Source organism: Janthinobacterium sp. JC611 (assembly GCF_018682595.1).
In the GTDB taxonomy this organism is placed as follows: Bacteria; Pseudomonadota; Gammaproteobacteria; order Burkholderiales; family Burkholderiaceae_D; genus Janthinobacterium.
This window is the reverse complement of sequence record NZ_JAFLJN010000020.1, coordinates 204,114-220,850: the sequence shown is the minus strand read 5'-3', so window position 1 is coordinate 220,850 and position 16,737 is coordinate 204,114. Positions and strand designations below refer to the sequence as shown.

General features: G+C 64.8%; 14 protein-coding genes. 3 read left to right on the top strand and 11 right to left on the bottom strand.

The annotated features are described in order from the left end of the window. Nucleotides 1-44: 44 nt before the first annotated feature. The 10 genes from J0O65_RS13590 to J0O65_RS13545 all read right to left on the bottom strand — a co-directional run bounded on the left by J0O65_RS13590 (nt 45) and on the right by J0O65_RS13545 (nt 8,640). On the bottom strand, nt 45-1,214 hold the full coding sequence (locus J0O65_RS13590) for a CpaE/TadZ family protein (RefSeq protein ID WP_215407490.1): 1,170 nt from the start codon (nt 1,212-1,214) through the stop codon (nt 45-47). Nucleotides 1,215-1,266: 52 nt separating this feature from the next. Next, nucleotides 1,267-1,881: a TadE/TadG family type IV pilus assembly protein gene (locus tag J0O65_RS13585; protein ID WP_215407488.1), complete on the bottom strand. Its 615-nt coding sequence runs from the start codon at nt 1,879-1,881 to the stop codon at nt 1,267-1,269. After that, entirely contained in the window at nt 1,871-2,353 is a 483-nt protein-coding gene (locus tag J0O65_RS13580) for a TadE/TadG family type IV pilus assembly protein (protein WP_215407486.1), read from the bottom strand. The genes J0O65_RS13585 and J0O65_RS13580 overlap by 11 nt, the downstream gene beginning before the upstream one ends. Next, nucleotides 2,350-3,777, bottom strand: coding sequence for a pilus assembly protein TadG-related protein (locus tag J0O65_RS13575; RefSeq protein ID WP_215407484.1), 1,428 nt, complete (start codon nt 3,775-3,777; stop codon nt 2,350-2,352). Before J0O65_RS13575 ends, J0O65_RS13580 begins: the two co-directional genes overlap by 4 nt. After that, nucleotides 3,767-4,069 carry a hypothetical protein gene (locus tag J0O65_RS13570; protein WP_215407482.1) on the bottom strand — a complete coding sequence of 101 codons (303 nt, stop codon included), beginning with the start codon at nt 4,067-4,069 and terminating at the stop codon, nt 3,767-3,769. The genes J0O65_RS13575 and J0O65_RS13570 overlap by 11 nt, the downstream gene beginning before the upstream one ends. Nucleotides 4,070-4,085: 16 nt before the next feature. Further along, nucleotides 4,086-5,522, bottom strand: coding sequence for a type II and III secretion system protein family protein (locus J0O65_RS13565; protein ID WP_215407480.1), 1,437 nt, complete (start codon nt 5,520-5,522; stop codon nt 4,086-4,088). A 27-nt stretch (nt 5,523-5,549) separates the two neighbouring features. Further along, entirely contained in the window at nt 5,550-6,407 is an 858-nt protein-coding gene (cpaB, locus tag J0O65_RS13560; protein ID WP_215407478.1) for a Flp pilus assembly protein CpaB, read from the bottom strand. Continuing rightward, entirely contained in the window at nt 6,404-7,777 is a 1,374-nt protein-coding gene (locus J0O65_RS13555) for a DUF8689 domain-containing protein (RefSeq protein WP_215407476.1), read from the bottom strand. Before J0O65_RS13555 ends, cpaB begins: the two co-directional genes overlap by 4 nt. Before the next feature lie 93 nt (nt 7,778-7,870). After that, the gene (locus tag J0O65_RS13550) at nt 7,871-8,404 is read right to left on the bottom strand and encodes an A24 family peptidase (RefSeq protein WP_215407474.1); all 534 of its coding nucleotides are present in this window, start codon (nt 8,402-8,404) and stop codon (nt 7,871-7,873) included. A 53-nt stretch (nt 8,405-8,457) separates the two neighbouring features. Next, the gene (locus J0O65_RS13545; RefSeq protein WP_034752975.1) at nt 8,458-8,640 is read right to left on the bottom strand and encodes a Flp family type IVb pilin; all 183 of its coding nucleotides are present in this window, start codon (nt 8,638-8,640) and stop codon (nt 8,458-8,460) included. A 481-nt stretch (nt 8,641-9,121) separates the two neighbouring features. On the opposite strand from J0O65_RS13545, the gene J0O65_RS13540 reads away from it, so the two are divergent. Continuing rightward, the gene (locus J0O65_RS13540; protein ID WP_215407472.1) at nt 9,122-10,168 is read left to right on the top strand and encodes a GGDEF domain-containing protein; all 1,047 of its coding nucleotides are present in this window, start codon (nt 9,122-9,124) and stop codon (nt 10,166-10,168) included. A 120-nt stretch (nt 10,169-10,288) separates the two neighbouring features. Here the strand turns inward: J0O65_RS13540 and J0O65_RS13535 are convergent, their stop codons facing one another. Then, nucleotides 10,289-11,515 carry an HD-GYP domain-containing protein gene (locus J0O65_RS13535; RefSeq protein WP_215407470.1) on the bottom strand — a complete coding sequence of 409 codons (1,227 nt, stop codon included), beginning with the start codon at nt 11,513-11,515 and terminating at the stop codon, nt 10,289-10,291. A 149-nt stretch (nt 11,516-11,664) separates the two neighbouring features. Between J0O65_RS13535 and J0O65_RS13530 the strand changes: the two genes are divergently transcribed. Both J0O65_RS13530 and J0O65_RS13525 read left to right on the top strand, forming a co-directional pair. Then, a complete protein-coding gene (locus tag J0O65_RS13530) occupies nt 11,665-12,606 on the top strand; it encodes a LysR substrate-binding domain-containing protein (protein ID WP_215407468.1) in 942 nt (313 codons plus the stop codon). A gap of 194 nt (nt 12,607-12,800) precedes the next feature. Continuing rightward, the gene (locus J0O65_RS13525) at nt 12,801-16,397 is read left to right on the top strand and encodes an indolepyruvate ferredoxin oxidoreductase family protein (RefSeq protein ID WP_215407466.1); all 3,597 of its coding nucleotides are present in this window, start codon (nt 12,801-12,803) and stop codon (nt 16,395-16,397) included. The last annotated feature ends 340 nt before the right edge of the window (nt 16,398-16,737 follow it).

Below are 16,737 nucleotides of genomic sequence, written 5' to 3'. Positions count from 1 at the left end.
TCCCATGATGGCCCCCGGCGGGAGCCTTGACATCCATCCCCGTCCTAAGCCTCGCTGCGGCTGAACAGGCGGTCGAACAGGCCGCGGCTTTCCGTCACGCGGCGCGCCGTCACCAGTTCCACCAGCTCGGCCAGGCTGCGCGCCAGGGCGCTGGTGCGCGACAGCTGCAGCAGCGGGATGCCCTGGTTGACGGAATCGGTGGCGGCGATGTAATCGTTGGGCACCGTGTGCACCACCTCCGCGCCCAGCGCCTGCTCCAGGTCCGCCAGGCGCAGCCGCCCGCCCTTTTCATAGCGGTTGACGATCAGGCGCAATCGCTCGCCCGGATAGCCGAGCGAGCGGAAAATGTCGAGCAGGCGGCGCCCGTCGCGGATGTCGGGCAAGGCCAGCTGCAGCACCGGATAGATGGCGTCGGCGTTGTCGAGCGCGCGCAGCGACAGCGCATCGATCTGGCGTCCCACGTCGAGCACGATGTAGTCGTAGTGCTGGCGCGCCACGGCCAGGATGCGGTCCATGTGCTCGGGCTGCATGTCGACCTTGTGCGCCGGATCGTCGGCCGCCGCCAGCACGCCGAAGTTCGGTGTCACGTGCACCAGGCACGAGGCGAGAAAGGCGCCGTCCATGCGCGCGATCTGGGCGCAGATGTCGGACAGGGTCATGGCCGGCTTCTGGTCCGAGACATACAGGGTCGCATCGCCGAACTGGCCGTGCAGGTCGATCAGCAGCACCTTGCAGCCGGCCAGGCTGGCCAGCGCATAGGAAAAATTCGTCGACAAAAAGGTGGCGCCGCTGCCGCCCTTGCACGAGATGAAGGCGAGGACCTTGCCGTCGCGCATCTGCGTCACGCCGGCCTGGATATCGACCCTGTCCATCGCCTCGTGAAAGGCCTTGTGCACCAGCGGCAGCTGCAGCACTTCGCGCATGCCGGCGCGCATGGCGCGGATCAGCACATCCTGCTGCTGGCCGCGCGTGAGCAGCATCAGCACGGCCAGCGGATACTGGCGCGCCAGGCGTTCGAGCAGGTCGGCTTCGTCGGCATCGATGCCGCTGGCGTCGACGATCACCAGCTCGGGCGCTTCGGGCTGCATGCGCTCGACGGCGTCGCGCAAGCCGCTGCGCCGTTCCAGCAGCCGCAGCACCGGCATGCGGGCCGCGCCTTGCGCCGCGATTTCATCGTGCAAGCTGGCGTCGCGGCTAATCATCAAGGCTTTCATCGCCCCTCCTTCACTCTATGCAATACACTCGGCTGCGCCGACGGCTTGGCGCTCATGGACAAAAACCGGGATTGTCCGGATAGCCCAGCGACTCGGCCACCGCCATGGTGGTCCCGCTGGGCAAACGTATGGCCGCTGCACCGGAGGGAAACATCATTCCCAGCAGCGGCAGGACGGGTCGGTAGGGCACGCCCTCGCAGCGCGCGCCGACGCCCGGCTGGCACAGGCGCGCGCGCACGAAGCGGATGCAGCTGGCGCCATGCGGATCGTCCAGGCAATTGATGCGGTTGCGCTGCGGGCAAGCCGGCATCACCGGCACCGGCACCGCCGCCGGCGCGGCGCCACCGGCGCTTTCCGACAAATAATCGATACGCACGTGCGCGTCGCTGATGCCGCCGCCCAGCGGCAGCGTTCCCGGCGTGGCGCGCAGCACGGCGTGCGTGCGCACGGCCTGCAAGGCGCCGGCATCGCTGAAATCGGTGACGGCGGCGGCGCGCGCGGCACGCCGGGTGATTTCATGCACCATGTTCCACACGTACACGGCGCGCGCCACTTCCAGCATGGCAAACAGGAACAGGAAGAAGAGCAGCGCCAGCATGGCGAATTCGACGGCGAAGACGCCACCCTGGCGCTGCCGGCGCTGCTGGATAGGCAGGTTAATTAACATAGCGCAATGTCGCGTTGGCGCGCAAGGGAATCGGTGCCAGTTGCGGCAACCACTTGCGGGTCAGCGCAGGCAGGAAATCGACCGGCATGTCGGCGGTGATCTTGATGCGCACCTGCAGCGGCGCCGTCGCGTAGCTGCCGCAACCATAGGAATCGTCGGCATACACGCAGTCCACGTTGACCCTGGCGGCCTCCATGTTCGGCCAGCTTTCCGCCATCGCCTCGACCACCATCTGCCGGGCCAGCGCGGCGCCCTGGTTCGCCGTGCCGATGCTGCCCATCTGCGGCAGCGGCATGGTCGCCATGTAGCGCGCTGCATCGTGCGCGCTTTTTTGCAGGGCCGTATACACCAGCAGCGCGCGGCCGAACAGCAGCACGAAGGGCAGCAGCGCCATGAAAAACAACAGGATCAGCGCCAGTTCGATGGCGGCGACGCCGCCCTCGCGGCGTGCGGTGCGGCAGCGCGGCTTCATTGCAGCAGCTCCGCGGGGCCGAGCAGCGTCCCCTCGTCCACCAAGCCGTCAAATTCGGCGCTCAATACGCCATTGCTGGCCGGCGCCGTCATGAAGAAGCGGCCGATGCCGCGCACGCGCGCCAGCACGTCGCTGCCGGGCGGCACGGGACAGGCCAGCAGGGCAATGTGCAGCAGGCGCCGCTGCGCCACGCCCGTGTTGCTGGCCGGCGCCGTCTGGAATCCCAGCGTCAGGTAGGGCGCCGTGGCAGGGTAGCCGGACTTGGCGGCCGGCGCGGCCGGGCTGGCCGGATACAGCTTGGGCCAGTCGCTGGTGGCAAACGGCAGATAGCCGCCGGCCGGCTTCGGGTTGCTGTACCTGGCTGCCCTGGAAAACGACCACAGCGGTCCATAACTGCCAACCGCAGGCGGCGTCGCGTTCGATTCCGGATCGGCCACGGACAGCAGCGGATTGCCGGTGCTCAGGGCGCTCGGCGCATCGGGCGCGTTCGTCATCCACCAGCTCGGGGCCGTATTCGGATAGGCGCGGATATTCGTGTCGGGCGGCGCCGTGACGACATGGCAGCCGCTGCCCGCATGCAGGTTGAAGCGCGCATTGAAGGCCGTCCACAGCGCGGCGGGAAAAGGCCGGTGCACATGCACCTGGGCGCTGCCGATGCGCGGATACTGCACCGTGCCGCTGCAGACAAACGGCAACACGCTCGCGTCGCCGACCTGCTGCGGCGGTCCCAGCACGCCTGGCTGGCCCAGCGGATTGAGGACGAAATGTTCGGCCGCCGGGCCGTTCGGATTGAGTTTCAACAAGTTATACGCCACGCCGCGGCGAAAGCCATATTCCAGCAACTCGACGGCCGGCAGCAGCGCCGCATTCGTGCGCGGGCTGGCGACACTGCCCGACAACGCGCAGACGGCCAGCGGCGTCAGGCGCAAGCTGGTGCGCCCCGCCATGGCGCGCGCCCCCGTGTCCAAGGTGCGCAGCGCCGGCGACCAGGCGCCGAGGAAGGCCGTCGCCACCCGCCCCAGCGAAGGTGTAGTGGCCTGCGTATCGACGCGCACGAACAGCGCCGTGGCGGCGTCGGGCACGGCGCCCGCCGCATGCCACCCGCTGGCGGGCGCGTCGGGCGCGCTGGCGAAGCGGATGCTGGCGTCCGACAGGATGGCGCCCTGCATGCGGCGGCGCCATGCGCTCCTGTCGGCCGCACTGCCCTTGGCTTTTTCCACGGCGATGAGCAGGCCCTCGGGCGTGCCCACCAGTTCCGCGGCGGCGGCCAGGGCCGCGTTGTCGGCCAGGTTCTGCAATTCCGTCTTGCGCCCGATGACCTGGCCCACGTCGAGCGCCAAGCCGATAAAGCCCAGCACCACGATGAGCAGGATGGAAAAGGCGATCAGCATCGCCCCGCGCTGACCCTGGCGTCTATTTGCCATTGCCGCCTCCCAGCATGAACTGCACCGGCTGCGGCGCCTGGCCGTTCGGTTCGACGAACGAGGCGCGGTAGCGCTGCATGACGGCGTGCGCGCTGGGACCGTCGAGACCGTCGGCCGGCGCGCGATTGCCCGCGCTGGCCGGATCGCGCACCTGCTGCGCCATGGCCAGGCGCACGGCGTCGCCGAAGCGCCGGTCCAGCTGCGGCGTGCTGCCGTGCGCGCAGGCGGCCAGCTGCACGGCCAGGACCAGGGCGGCACAATGCCGCAGTGACGTCAAGAGCGAGTTCGGCATGGCGTATCTCCCCGTCTCATTTCAACTCGAAACCATTGGCCGCGCGCGGCGGCGGCACGGACGGCGGCGCCAGCGCGCCTTCCATCTTGCCGCCCAACATCAAGTCCCTGCGCGAAGGCGGCGCCAGCCGGGCCGTCGGCAGCACGGCATCGGCCGGCAAGGGTTTCACCAGGTGCGCGGTAATGACAAACAGCAATTCCGTGCGGTCGTGCTGGAAATCCGTGCTGCGGAACAGCGCGCCAAGAATCGGTACTTCGCTGAGCCAGGGCACGCCCGTGATGTTGCTCACCTGGTTGTTCTTGATCAAGCCGCCGATGGCATAGCTCTGGCCGTCGTACAGCTGCACTGTGGTCGAGGCGCGCCGCGTCGTGATGACGGGCAAAATTGAGCGTGCGCTGACCCCGGCGGCGGAAATGCCCACGCCTTCGCGCGACAGTTCCGACACTTCCGGCGCCACCTTCAAATTGATGCGTCCGCCCGACAGCACGGTGGGGGTAAAGCGCAGGCCGACGCCATACTCGCGCTCTTCCAGGGTGATCTTGTTGTTGTCCTGGCCGACGGGAATGAAGATCTTGCCGCCGGCCAGAAAACTGCCCTCCTGCCCGCTGATCGCCATCACCGTCGGTTCGGCCAGGATGCGCACCAGGCCATCCTGTTTCTGCGCTTCGATGGTCAGCTGCTGGCGGCCATTCGACTTGCGCACGTCGAGCGAGCCATTGGCCGTGCCGCTGAGGAAATTCGACAGCAAGGTGGTGGCCCAGCTGCCGGACGCGAGGCGCAGGGTGGCGCCCACTTCCAGCCGTTCCAGCAGGGACTTCGACACTTCCGCGATCTGCACGGCCAGCATCACCTGCTGCGGCGCGCTGACGTCGAGCATGTTGATGATGCGGCTGTTCGCCCCGCCCGCGCCGCTGCCGGGCGCCGTGGCGGCGGGCGGCATGGCGGCGCCATCGGCGGGCTTGGGCAAGGCCAGCGGCACTGTAGCGCGGCGCACATAGGCGTGCGCCAGCTCGACGGCGCGCAGCACGGCGCCCGCATCCTGCACCGTACCCGACAGCACCAGGGTGTCGGCCACGGCCGTCACGCGGATGGCTTTCTCTTCCGGCATGAGTGCCGCCAGGGTCGCTTGCAAGCCGGCCGGGTCCATGCTGACGCTGACGTTCACCACGCTGCACACGCCGCTTTTCCCCTGGATGATCATGTTGGTGCTGCCCACGTCGACGCCGACCACATATAAAGTGTCGGGCGCGACCAGCATGGCTTGCACGACGGCCGGATTGCCCACGCTGCGGCTCAGGACCGCCTCGGGCAGGCGCAGCATGCTCGACTTGCCCACCTGCAGTTGCAGGTTGCCGGGCGAGGCCGCTTCACCGCCGCAGCGCGGACCAGGATCGGCCGCCGCGCCGGCAAGCGGCGACAGCAGGCAGCACAGTATCAGCAAGGCGCGGTTCATGAGCGTGTCCATGGTTGAGCAAGGCAGCTAAAAGCATTCGCGCGACTGGCGCGTCCCATCGATGACACCGCTGCACTGGCGCCGCGGCTCCGGCGGCGCCTTCACCACGCGCACCGGATGCGGCGCCACGGCCAGCACGGGCGCGACGGCGGCGGGAGCGGGCTCGGCGTCGTGCGGTCCGCCCAGCAGGGTCAGCTTGGTGGCGCCCGTCGTCACGCCCGGCTGCGGGTCGACCTGGTTGCGCAGCACCAGCGACAGGCTGCCCACGCTGCGCGCCAGGTCCAGGTTTTCCGCCTGTTCCGGCGTCACTTCCAGGGTCACGGCATTGACCACGCGCGGCTTGGTCTCGTCGCGCCCCACTTCCTGCGCCACGGCCAGCACGAGGATGCGTTCGAGCACGATCTTGGAAATATTGCGGCTTTGCGGAAACGCGCGGTCGCCGGCATCTTGCTGGGTGCTGACGATGATGTCGACATAGTTGCCCGGCAAGGCGAAACCGGCCACGCCGATCACGTCGTTGACGCGCACGGTGATGGCGCGCCGCCCTTCCGTGATCAGGGCTGACAGGCCGCCCAGGGTGCCGGCCGGCGCCAGCTTGGCTTCGCTCAGCGGCTCGCCGCGCAGCACGCTCGTCTTCAGCACCCGGCCCGCCAGTTTTGCCGGGTCTTGCAGCGCGCCCTGCGGCAAGCTTTCCGCCGGCCATTCGGCCAGGCGCAGCATCTCCGGCGTCAGGCGCTGGCCCAGGTTGACGTCGCTGGCGGCGACGACGATCTTGCCCTTGCCGGCCGGCGTCTGGCGCAGCAGCCAGTGCGAAGCCAGCAGCACGGCCAGCAGACCCAGCACCACAGCCAGACCCATCATCAAGAGGGCGCGCCGGTTTTTCATGCGATACGCTCGCACAGGCTGGCGGCCGGCATGTCGCAGCTGGCAAACAGGCTGCTCCAGGCCTGTTCCAGCGCGCCCACCGTCAGGCGCGCCTCGCTGCCGGCAAAGCCGGCGAAGTCGCCTATGCGCGCCAGCAATTCCTGCGGATAGCTGGCCAGCAAGGGCCGCCCCTGCGCGCCATGCAGCTGCAGCACATGGTTCAGGGCCAGCTCGTCGATGGCCATGCCGGCCAGCCGGCATTGCTGGCGGAACAGGGCGCGATAGGCGCTCTCGGCCAGGGGTCCCACCTGCACCTTGTAGCCGATGCGGCGCAGCAAGGCAGGGTCGAACAGTTCGCCCGGCGCTACATTCGTGACCAGCACGAGGGCGTTGTCGAACGGCACGCTGACCTGCACGCCGCCGGGCAGGCCGAGCTGGTCGCTGCCGCGCGCCAGCGGCTGCATCAGGCGCGTCAGCAGCTCCTGCGCGCCCAGGCGCTGGCGCCCCAGGTCATCGATGATCAGCATGCCATTGTTGGCGCGCACATGGGGCGGCGCCTGGTAGCAGCCGCCGCTGGCGTCATGGCGCAGTTCCAGCATGCCGGCGTCGAGCTCGGCGCCCACGTGGATCACGGGACGCTGGCACAGCACCCAGCGGATGTCCGTGCTGCGCCGCTCCAGCGCCTGGCGCGCATGGCTGACGTGCTGCGGCGCGGGCGGCAGGTGCTGGGCCGGATCGTACAACTGGATGATGTCCTGGCCGACGACGATGGCGTGCGGCACGGCGACCAGCCCGTGCAGCAACTGTCCCAGCTGCAGCGCCAGGGTCGACTTGCCGCTGCCGGGCGGACCGTACAGCAGCAGCGAGCGCCCCGAATGCAGGGCCGCCCCCACCACGTCGAGCATGCCCGGTCCCGCATGGGCGCCGCCCAGCACGGCAGCCAGATCATCGCTGCCGACGCGCTGGTCCTGCGCCAGCCACGACTGGCGCGCCACCATGGCGCGGTATGCTTCCAGGGTGACGGGAGCGGCGCCGATATACGCGCAACGCTCGATGAAGGCGCTGGCGCGCTGCTTGCCGGCGTTCGTCAGCTGATATTGCACGTCGATCTCGGATTCGCCGCGCCAGGCCACTTCGGCCATCTGCTCCGTCACCATGAAATCGAGCACTTCGCGCAAGACATTGATCGACAGGCGCAAGCGGGTCGTCAGCGCGGACAGGTGCGTCTTGCCGCTCACAAACATCAGCTTGGCGATCAGTTCGACGACCAGCGGTCGCTCCAATCCCGTTTCACGCAAGCTCTTCGGCTGCGGCGGCAAGGGCGGCATCAGGTTCGCGTCGGCAGGGCGCGGCGCGCTCTCGGTGCTCATGGAATAGTCGACTTCGGTCATGCTGCGTCTCCAAGCCGGTTAAGAGGGCATTCAACAGAATTCATTCTAGCGAGCGGGAATCGGCGCCCATTGATCAATAGCAATGAATACCAATCAGAAATAATGCCGCCCTTGCACCACCAGGCAGCCCAGGGCAATGGCCAGTCCGTACGGCATGTTGCCCACGCTGGCGCCGCTGCCCAGTGCGTTTGGCGCCAGGGGAATACCGGCCATGCGCGCGATCATCGGCCACAGCAGCTGGCGCAGATTGCCCAGGCAGGCCCGCCACTTGCCCTGGTACGTGATCATCAGCACGGCCATCACGCCGCCCAGCACAAACGTGGCGAAACAGATCTGCAGCACGGGCCAGGGACCGGCAAAGGCGCCCACCATGGCGATCAGCTTGACGTCGCCGGCGGCCATGCCGCGCAGCACGTACAAGGGCAGGAAGAGGAAGAAGCCCGTCGCCATGCCGCCCAGCCACAGCGGCAGCACGCTTTGCGGCCACAGCCACAGGTGCAAGGCCAGCGCCGCCAGGATGCCGGACAACACCACACCATTGGGTATCTTGCGGCGGATCAAATCACTGACGGCGGCCCCCGTCACGAAGCACAGCAACAGCAGGTCGCACAAGGCAGTTGCAGGCATGGCACACCTCCGAAAAAAAACCCGCCATTGGCCGGCCAATGGCGGGCACCCGCTTAAGGCGTCAACACCAGGTTCGACGAAATGTCGGTGAGGACGGCCAGCAAGTTGGTCTTGATCAGCAAGAAACCGGCCGTGATGGCGGTAGCCATCAAGGCCGCAATCAGGCCGTATTCGATTGCCGTAATGCCATCCTCATCCTTGACAAACTGCTGTACTGCCGACAGGAAGGTATGCATGACAAGCTCCCAAAAGTGAATCACAAGTCCCTGGCGCAATCGGGTGTGAAACATTGCCCATTCCTGCTAATATGTTTCCTGCCGTAAATTTCTGCGCCATTGCATTGACTATAAAGCGTCCACGTTTTGGCAAATTGACGCGCCACAAGTTTCCATATGGAAATTATCAAACCCTGTTGAGATGACGGCTGATGCACGCAAATGTTGCGATCAGGATTGAAAGCCTTCGTCAGGGCAAGTTTTTTGCAATGACGTGCATGAATCTCATGTATTTACATGAAATATTGCATACGTTAATTGCCTATTAGGCAAAAAGACATTATCCTGCTTAGCTCTTCTTTGGAAAGGCCTCTCGCCCGGCGGTACAGAGCGTCATGCCACCAAATAAATCTTGGCTTCTTGTAGACGGACGCGAACATGCTCTTGCTTGATGCAATGCTGCTATGACGACACTTGTGTGACTACTTTCCAGAGAACGACAATGGATTCCCTACTGAAACACATGGTGGACATGACCGGGCACCGCGACCACACGATGCTCGACATCTCCGTGATCTCGGCGGTCCAGGAACTCGCTGCCGCGTCGCAGACCCGTGTGCTGGCCCTGACCACCGTGCGGGGCCAGGTGTTCGTGCGGTCGCGGGCCATCATCGTGGCGGGCAGCGTGGCCCGCATGGAAGAGCATAACGACCCGACCCTGCCGGGCGAACCGTTGGCGGATTATCCGGCCCTGGCCGCCTGCATCAAACGCCATGAAGCGAGCGCCGATACCCTGTGCGCCGATGGCCGCCACCTGCTGTGGCTACCCATCTGGATCGGCGACCAGGTCACCACCTGCCTGGAAATCACCAACCCCACGCCGTACACGGGCGCCACCATCCAGGTGATCGGCGGCATCGTCAGCGTGTACCGCAATTTCCAGAACCTGCTCGACTACAGCGAGCGCGATTCGCTCACCGGCTTGTTGAACCGCAAGACCTTCGACGACCAGCTGGCAAAGATCCTGCAAAGCCGCGGCGAACCGGAGGCGGACAAGCCGCGTCCCGTCGATGAGGAGCGGCGCCACCACACGGACACGGAACGGCAATGGCTGGCCGTGATCGACGTCGATCATTTCAAACTGGTCAACGATAAATTTGGCCATCTGTATGGCGATGAAGTGCTGATCCTGATCGCCAACCAGCTGCAATCGTCGTTCCGCTCGCAAGATCGCATCTTCCGCTTCGGCGGCGAGGAATTCGTCGTGCTGCTGCGCTCGATCACCCTGGAAAACGCGCAGAAAATCATCGACCGCTTCCGCACCAACGTCGAGGCGCACGACTTCCCGCAAGTGGGCAGGGTGACCGTCAGCGTGGGCTTCGTCAGCATCAACGCCTACGAGCCGCCCGTCATCATCCTCGGCCGCGCCGACCAGGCCCTGTATTACGCGAAAAGCCATGGCCGCAACCTGGCCTGCCATTACGACGAACTCGTCGCCAAGGGATTGCTGACCACCATTACCTCGAACGATACGGCAGAATTTTTCTGATCACCTGAGAAAACGTCCATGGCGGCGTTGCAGGTGCTCGCCGTACTGATCGTACTGTCTTCGCGCCCGCGCCTTGCCCTGAACGTTTTTCAGGCGCTCTTTTTCAAAGACGTACACCGTTCAGGCATCCGCCAGCGATAAAAAACGCATGGGATCGACCTGCCACTTGGCGGCCGACTCATGGCCGACGATCTTGTCGGCGCCGCCGAAGCCGAAGCCGCGCGACAGGTCGACCGTTTCCGGCTTGATGTAGGTCTTGCTCTTCGTACTGAAAAACACATTCACCTTCGGCGCCAGCAGATTACTTTCGTGCGCCTCGACGACGACGGCCAGGCGGCCCGATTCCAGCATCACCATGGTGCCGACCGGATAGATACCCACGCAGCGCATGAAATCCTGCGCGAACACGGGGTTGAAATGGAATTTGCTCCACTCATAAATCTTGCGCAGGGCTTCGGCGGCGGCGATGCCCCTGTGATAGCTGCGGTCGGACGTCAGTGCGTCATACACGTCGACGATGGCGGCCATCTGCGCCAGTTCGCCGATGGCGTCGCCGGCCAGCTGGTCCGGGTAGCCGCTGCCGTCACGCCGTTCGTGGTGGTGCAAGGCGATGTCGAGGGGAATGGCGCCCACCTCGGGCGACTGGCGCAGGATGTCGTAGCCGTCGCGCGGATGGCGCTTGATCATGGCAAATTCTTCCGGCGTCAACGGGCCTGGCTTGTTCAGCACGCTGTCGGGCACCAGCGCCTTGCCCGTGTCGTGCAGCAAGCCGCCCAGGCCTGCCTGGTGCGTGGTGGCCGCATCGATGCCGCGCGAGCGGCAAAACGCCACCAGCAGCGCGCACACGCTGACGGAATGCAGGAAGGTGTAATCATCCTTGCTTTTGATGCGCAGCAAGCCGACGAGGGCGCCGGGATTGCGCAGGATCGATTCGGTGATGTCTTGCACGGTGTGCTGCACGCGGTCGAGCTCGACCGCCTTGCCCAGGCGCACGTCGGCCATCACCGTGCGCACCAGGCTCGCCGCCTGCCGCCGCACCTGCGTGGCACGCTCCAGCTCCATGCCCAACGACACGCGCGTGAGCACTTGCGGCGGCGTGGCGATACGCACCAGTTCGCGCTCCGTCTCGGCGCGCGCCTGCGCCACGGTGGGCGCGTCCTGCACGTCGATGCCCTTGTCGCTGTCGATCACCACTTCATGGATGCCGGCCTGCACGATCTTGCGGATTTCATCGTCGCTGCGCAACAAGAAACGGTTGCGCACGAACGGGTGCGTCATCCAGTCGCAACTGAGGTCATGGATGTACATGCCCACTTTTAATTGAGACGAATCAACTTTCTTGAGCATGCTGTCATCCCACAAATACGCGGCTGGAGTACCGAAGGCGCTAGAATGAGTATAACAAAATTGTTATTCTGCTGGCCGCCTTCGGCACTGCGGCGCAACAGCCTGTTTTTTCCGCTCACCGCACCCTCAACGCACTACTTTTGGGACCCATGGAACTGCGCCAATTACGCTACTTTGTTGCCATCGTCGACCACGGCTCGCTGTCGCGCGCGGCCCTGATCCTGCACGTGGCGCAGCCGGCCCTGACGCAGCAGCTGCGCCAGCTGGAAGAGGAACTGGGCGTGCAGCTGCTGCACCGCTCGGCCCAGGGCGTGCTCAGCACGGATGCGGGCAAGGTGTTTTACGAACATGCGCAGGCGATCCTGAAACAGGTGGCCGACGCCCGCTCGGCCGTCACGCAAAGCGCCACGCGGCCGTCCGGCAATGTCACCCTGGGCTTGCCGCACAGTATCTCCGGCGCCCTGGCCCTGCCCCTGCTGCTGGCCGCGCGCGAGCGCTATCCCGAGATCATCCTGCAACTGACGGAAGAAATCACGGGCAACCTCAATGAACAGCTCAAGTCGGGGCGCATCAACCTGGCCGTGCTGTTCGACGATGGCCAGCTGACGCCCTTTGCCTGCAGCCCGCTGGTGGAAGAGGAAATGCGTTTTATTTGCCGCAGCGATTCGCCATTCGCGCCCGCCGGCCATGCCGTGTCATTCCAGCAAGCCTTGAGCGCCACCCTGATCCTGCCGGGCCTGCAGCACGGCGTGCGCCCGCGCATCGACAGCCGCGCGCGCGAACTGGGCCTGGAAACGGCGAACGTGATCGAGATCAACTCCATCGCCATTTTAAAATCGGCCATCCTGGCCGGCATGGGCGCCACCATCCTGCCCGCCGCGCCCGTGCTGGCCGAACTGAACAGCGGCGCCATGCGCAGCTACGCCATCCACAGCCCCGTCCTGTCGCGCACGGTAGCCCTGTGCGCCTCGAAAAACATTCCCCTGACGAACGCGGGCAACGCCGTGAAGCAGCTGGTGCTGCAAGTGGCCGCCGAACTGTGCGGCAGCGGGCGCTGGGTGGGGGCGAACGTGCTCTCGCCCATGGCATAAGCATTTCTTATACCCCCATCGCCAAAGCGTATTTGCCCCTTCCCCCCGGTCGTTCTACACTGACCACATTAACTATTTTAAATTTAAACTAGTTATGTGCCGCCCACACGCGGCCATCCCGTCTGCACAGCGCGCGCCTTACCGGGCGCGCCCCATGTACAGCCGCTATCTGAAACACCCTTTTGGAGACAGCCATGTCCGTGACCACGGAAAACGGCTCCGCAGCGTTCGCTAGAAACGCCGGTGCCGCGCCATCTACACCGCTTGAACCTTCCCGCTTGACCACCGTCAGCCTCGACGACAAATACACGGCCACTTCCGGCGCCATCTTCCTGTCCGGCATCCAGGCCCTCGTGCGCCTGCCCATGATGCAGCGCCTGCGCGACCAGGCCGCCGGGCTGAACACGGCCGGCTTCATCTCCGGCTACCGCGGGTCGCCCCTGGGCGGCCTCGACGAAAACCTGTGGAAAGCGAAGAAACAGCTGGAAGCGCACCACGTGCAGTTCGTGCCCGGCGTCAACGAGGACTTGGCCGCCACGGCCGTCTGGGGTTCGCAGCAAGTGGACCTGATCGGTCCGGCCAAGTACGACGGCGTGTTCGCCATGTGGTACGGCAAGGGCCCGGGCGTGGACCGCTGCGGCGATGTCTTCAAGCACATGAACCATGCGGGCACATCCAAACTGGGCGGCGTGCTGCTGGTGGCCGGCGACGACCATGGCGCCTACTCGTCGACCCTGCCGCACCAGTCCGACCACCTGTTTTCCGCCTCGATGATCCCCGTCCTGTATCCGTGCAATGTGCAGGAATACCTGGACCTGGGCATCCACGGCTGGGCCATGTCGCGCTTTTCCGGCTGCACGGTGGCCTTCAAGGCGCTGGCCGACACGGTTGAATCGTCGGCCTCCATCGACGCCGATCCGTTCCGCGTGGAAGTGAAAATTCCGCAGGATTTCGTCATGCCCGAAGGCGGCCTGAACGCCCGCCTGTCGAGCATCCCGCTGGGCCAGCAGGCGCGCAACCAGGAAGCGCTGATGCAGGACTACAAGATCTATGCGGCCCTGGCCTACGCCCGCGAAAACAAGCTCAACCACACCACCATAGCCAGCCCGAACGCCAAGCTGGGCATCATTGCCTCCGGCAAATCCTACCTGGACGTGCTGGAAGCGCTGGAAGAGCTGGGCATCGACGAGCAGATGGCGGCCGACGTCGGCATGCGCTTGTTCAAGGTGGCCATGCCGTGGCCGCTGGAGCCGGACAGCGTGCGCGAATTCGCGCAAGGCCTCGATGAAATTCTCGTCGTCGAAGAGAAGCGGCAAATCGTCGAATACCAGCTCAAGGAACAGCTGTACAACTGGCGCGACGACGTGCGCCCGCGCGTCATCGGCAAGTTCGATGAAAAAGGCGAATGGGTGGCGCCGCGCGGCGAATGGCTGCTGACGTCCAAGGCCGACTTTTCCGTCTCGCAAGTGGCGCGGGTCATCGCCAGCCGCATCGCGCGCCTCATTTCCGACCCCGTCACCTGCGACCTGATCAAGGCGAGACTCAGTTTTCTCGACGCCAAGGATGCGGTCCTGAAGAAGGCCGTGAACACGCCGTTCCGCCCCGCCTTCTACTGCTCCGGCTGCCCGCACAACACCTCGACCAAGGTGCCCGATGGCAGCCTGGCGCTGGCCGGCATCGGCTGCCACGTGATGGCCACGTCGATCTACCCGGAAATGAACAAGCTGACCACGCACATGGGCGGCGAAGGCGCGCCGTGGATCGGCCAGGCCGCGTTTTCCGAACTGCCGCACGTGTTCCAGAACCTGGGCGACGGCACGTATTTCCACTCGGGCTACCTGGCCATCCGCGCCGCGCAGGCGGCCAAGGTCAACATCACCTACAAGATCCTCTACAACGACGCCGTCGCCATGACGGGCGGCCAGCCCGTGGACGGCCTCATCACCGTGCCGATGATGGCGCAGCAGGTGGCGGCCGAAGGCATCGCGCGCATCGCGCTGGTGACGGAAGATTTGAGCCGCTACAGCGACCGCAGCAACCTGCCCGCCCACCTGACCTTGCACGACCGCAAGGACATGGATGCCGTGCAGCGCGAATTGCGCGAAGTACCCGGCGTGTCCGTGCTGATCTACGACCAGACCTGCGCGGCCGAGAAACGCCGGCGCCGCAAAAAAGGCGAGTATCCGGACGTGGCCAAACGCATGGTCATCAACGACGCCGTCTGCGAAGGCTGCGGCGATTGCGGCGTGCAGTCGAACTGCGTGTCGATCTTGCCAAAAGAGACGGAATTTGGCCGCAAGCGCACCATCGACCAATCCTCGTGCAACAAGGATTACTCGTGCGCCAAGGGCTTTTGCCCCAGCTTCGTCACCGTCGAAGGCGGCAGCCTGAAGAAAACCAAGACGGGCGCGAGTAAAGCGGGCGAGACGGACAACTTCGGTCCCCTGCCGGAACCCCAATTACCCGCTTGCGACGCGCCGTACAATATCCTCATCAACGGCATCGGCGGCACGGGCGTGATCACCGTCGGCGCCCTGATGGGCATGGCGGCGCACCTGGAAGGCAAGGGCGCGTCCGTGCTGGACATGACGGGCATGTCGCAAAAGAACGGTTCCGTCACCTCGCACGTGAAGATCGCCAGGTCCCCGGCGCACATCCGCGCGCAGCGCATCGCCACGGGCGAGGCGGACCTGATTCTCGGTTGCGACATGCTGACGGCCGGCGCGCAGGATGCCGTGTCGAAAATGCGTCCGGGCAGAAGCCTGGCCGTCGTCAACCTGCACGAACAGCCGCCGGGCACGTTTGCGCAGAATGCCGATTGGCAATATCCGACGGCGGACGTGCGCCAGCTGATCGAGGAATCCGTGGGCGGCGCGGACGCGGCCGACTTCATCGACGCCACAAAATTAGCCACCGCGCTGATGGGCGACTCCATCGCCGCCAACCTGTTCATGCTCGGCTACGCCTGGCAAAAGGGCCGCATCCCGCTGACGGAAGCGGCCTTGCTGCGCGCCATCGAATTGAATGGCGTGGGCATCGAGTCGAACAAGAAGAGTTTCCTGTGGGGCCGCCGCGCCGCCGTCGACGTGCGCAAAGTCACGCAGATCGCCACGCCGTCGCAAGCCATCGTCGTGCAGCTGCCGCAAAGCCTCGACAGCGTTGTCAAGAAACGCGTGGAGTTCCTCACCGCGTATCAAAATGCCGCGTATGCGGATGGCTATCTGACCCTGGTGAAACAGGTACGCGACCGCGAAAACGCCCTGGGGCTGGGCCAGAAACTGTCGACGGCTGTCGCCAGGAGCTACTTCAAATTGCTGGCCTACAAGGATGAATACGAAGTGGCGCGCCTGTACACGGATGGCCGTTTCGTCGAGCAATTGCAGCAGCAGTTCGAGGGGAATTTCTCCGTCAAATTCAATTTGGCGCCGCCACTGTTCGCCAAGAAGGATGCGAAAGGTCACCTCGTGAAAGCGGAGTTCGGTTCCTGGATGTGGCGCGCCTTCAAGCTGCTGGCGAAAGCCAAGGGACTGCGCGGCGGCACCTTCGACCTCTTCGGTTATACGGCCGAGCGCAAGATGGAACGCGCGCTGATCGTCGAATATCGCGAATTGCTGGCGGGCATGCTGGTCAAGCTGACGGCGGACAACCTGGCCACCTGCGTGGAACTGGCCTCCCTGCCCGAAAAAATCCGCGGCTTCGGCCACGTCAAGGAAGCGGCCGTCGCCACGTATCGCCAGGACAGGGCGAGATTGCTGGCGGTGCTGGCCAATGGAACGAAACACGCGGCCTAAGACTCCAAGTTAGAGCGCGTGCTTCGCGATGCGCTATACCGGCAACAGTACACACTGCCGGTATAGCGCATTTTTATTCAGAGCTGCACATTTTTATCACACCAGAAAAACGACAAAGCCATATTCTTCATAAAAATCAGTTACTTACTATCGCATGACCAAGCACTTGGTCACCCGGGCAATGGCGCTGCTTCAATCGAGCCGCGATCCGGTACCGCATGAAGCAAATGAACGGGATTGGAAGCAGAACCTGTCTGGCAATAAAAAGAGACTGATCGAGTATTTTATGACTTTCACCAATGCCGATAATTCTCGTAGCATTTACTTTATTAATAATATT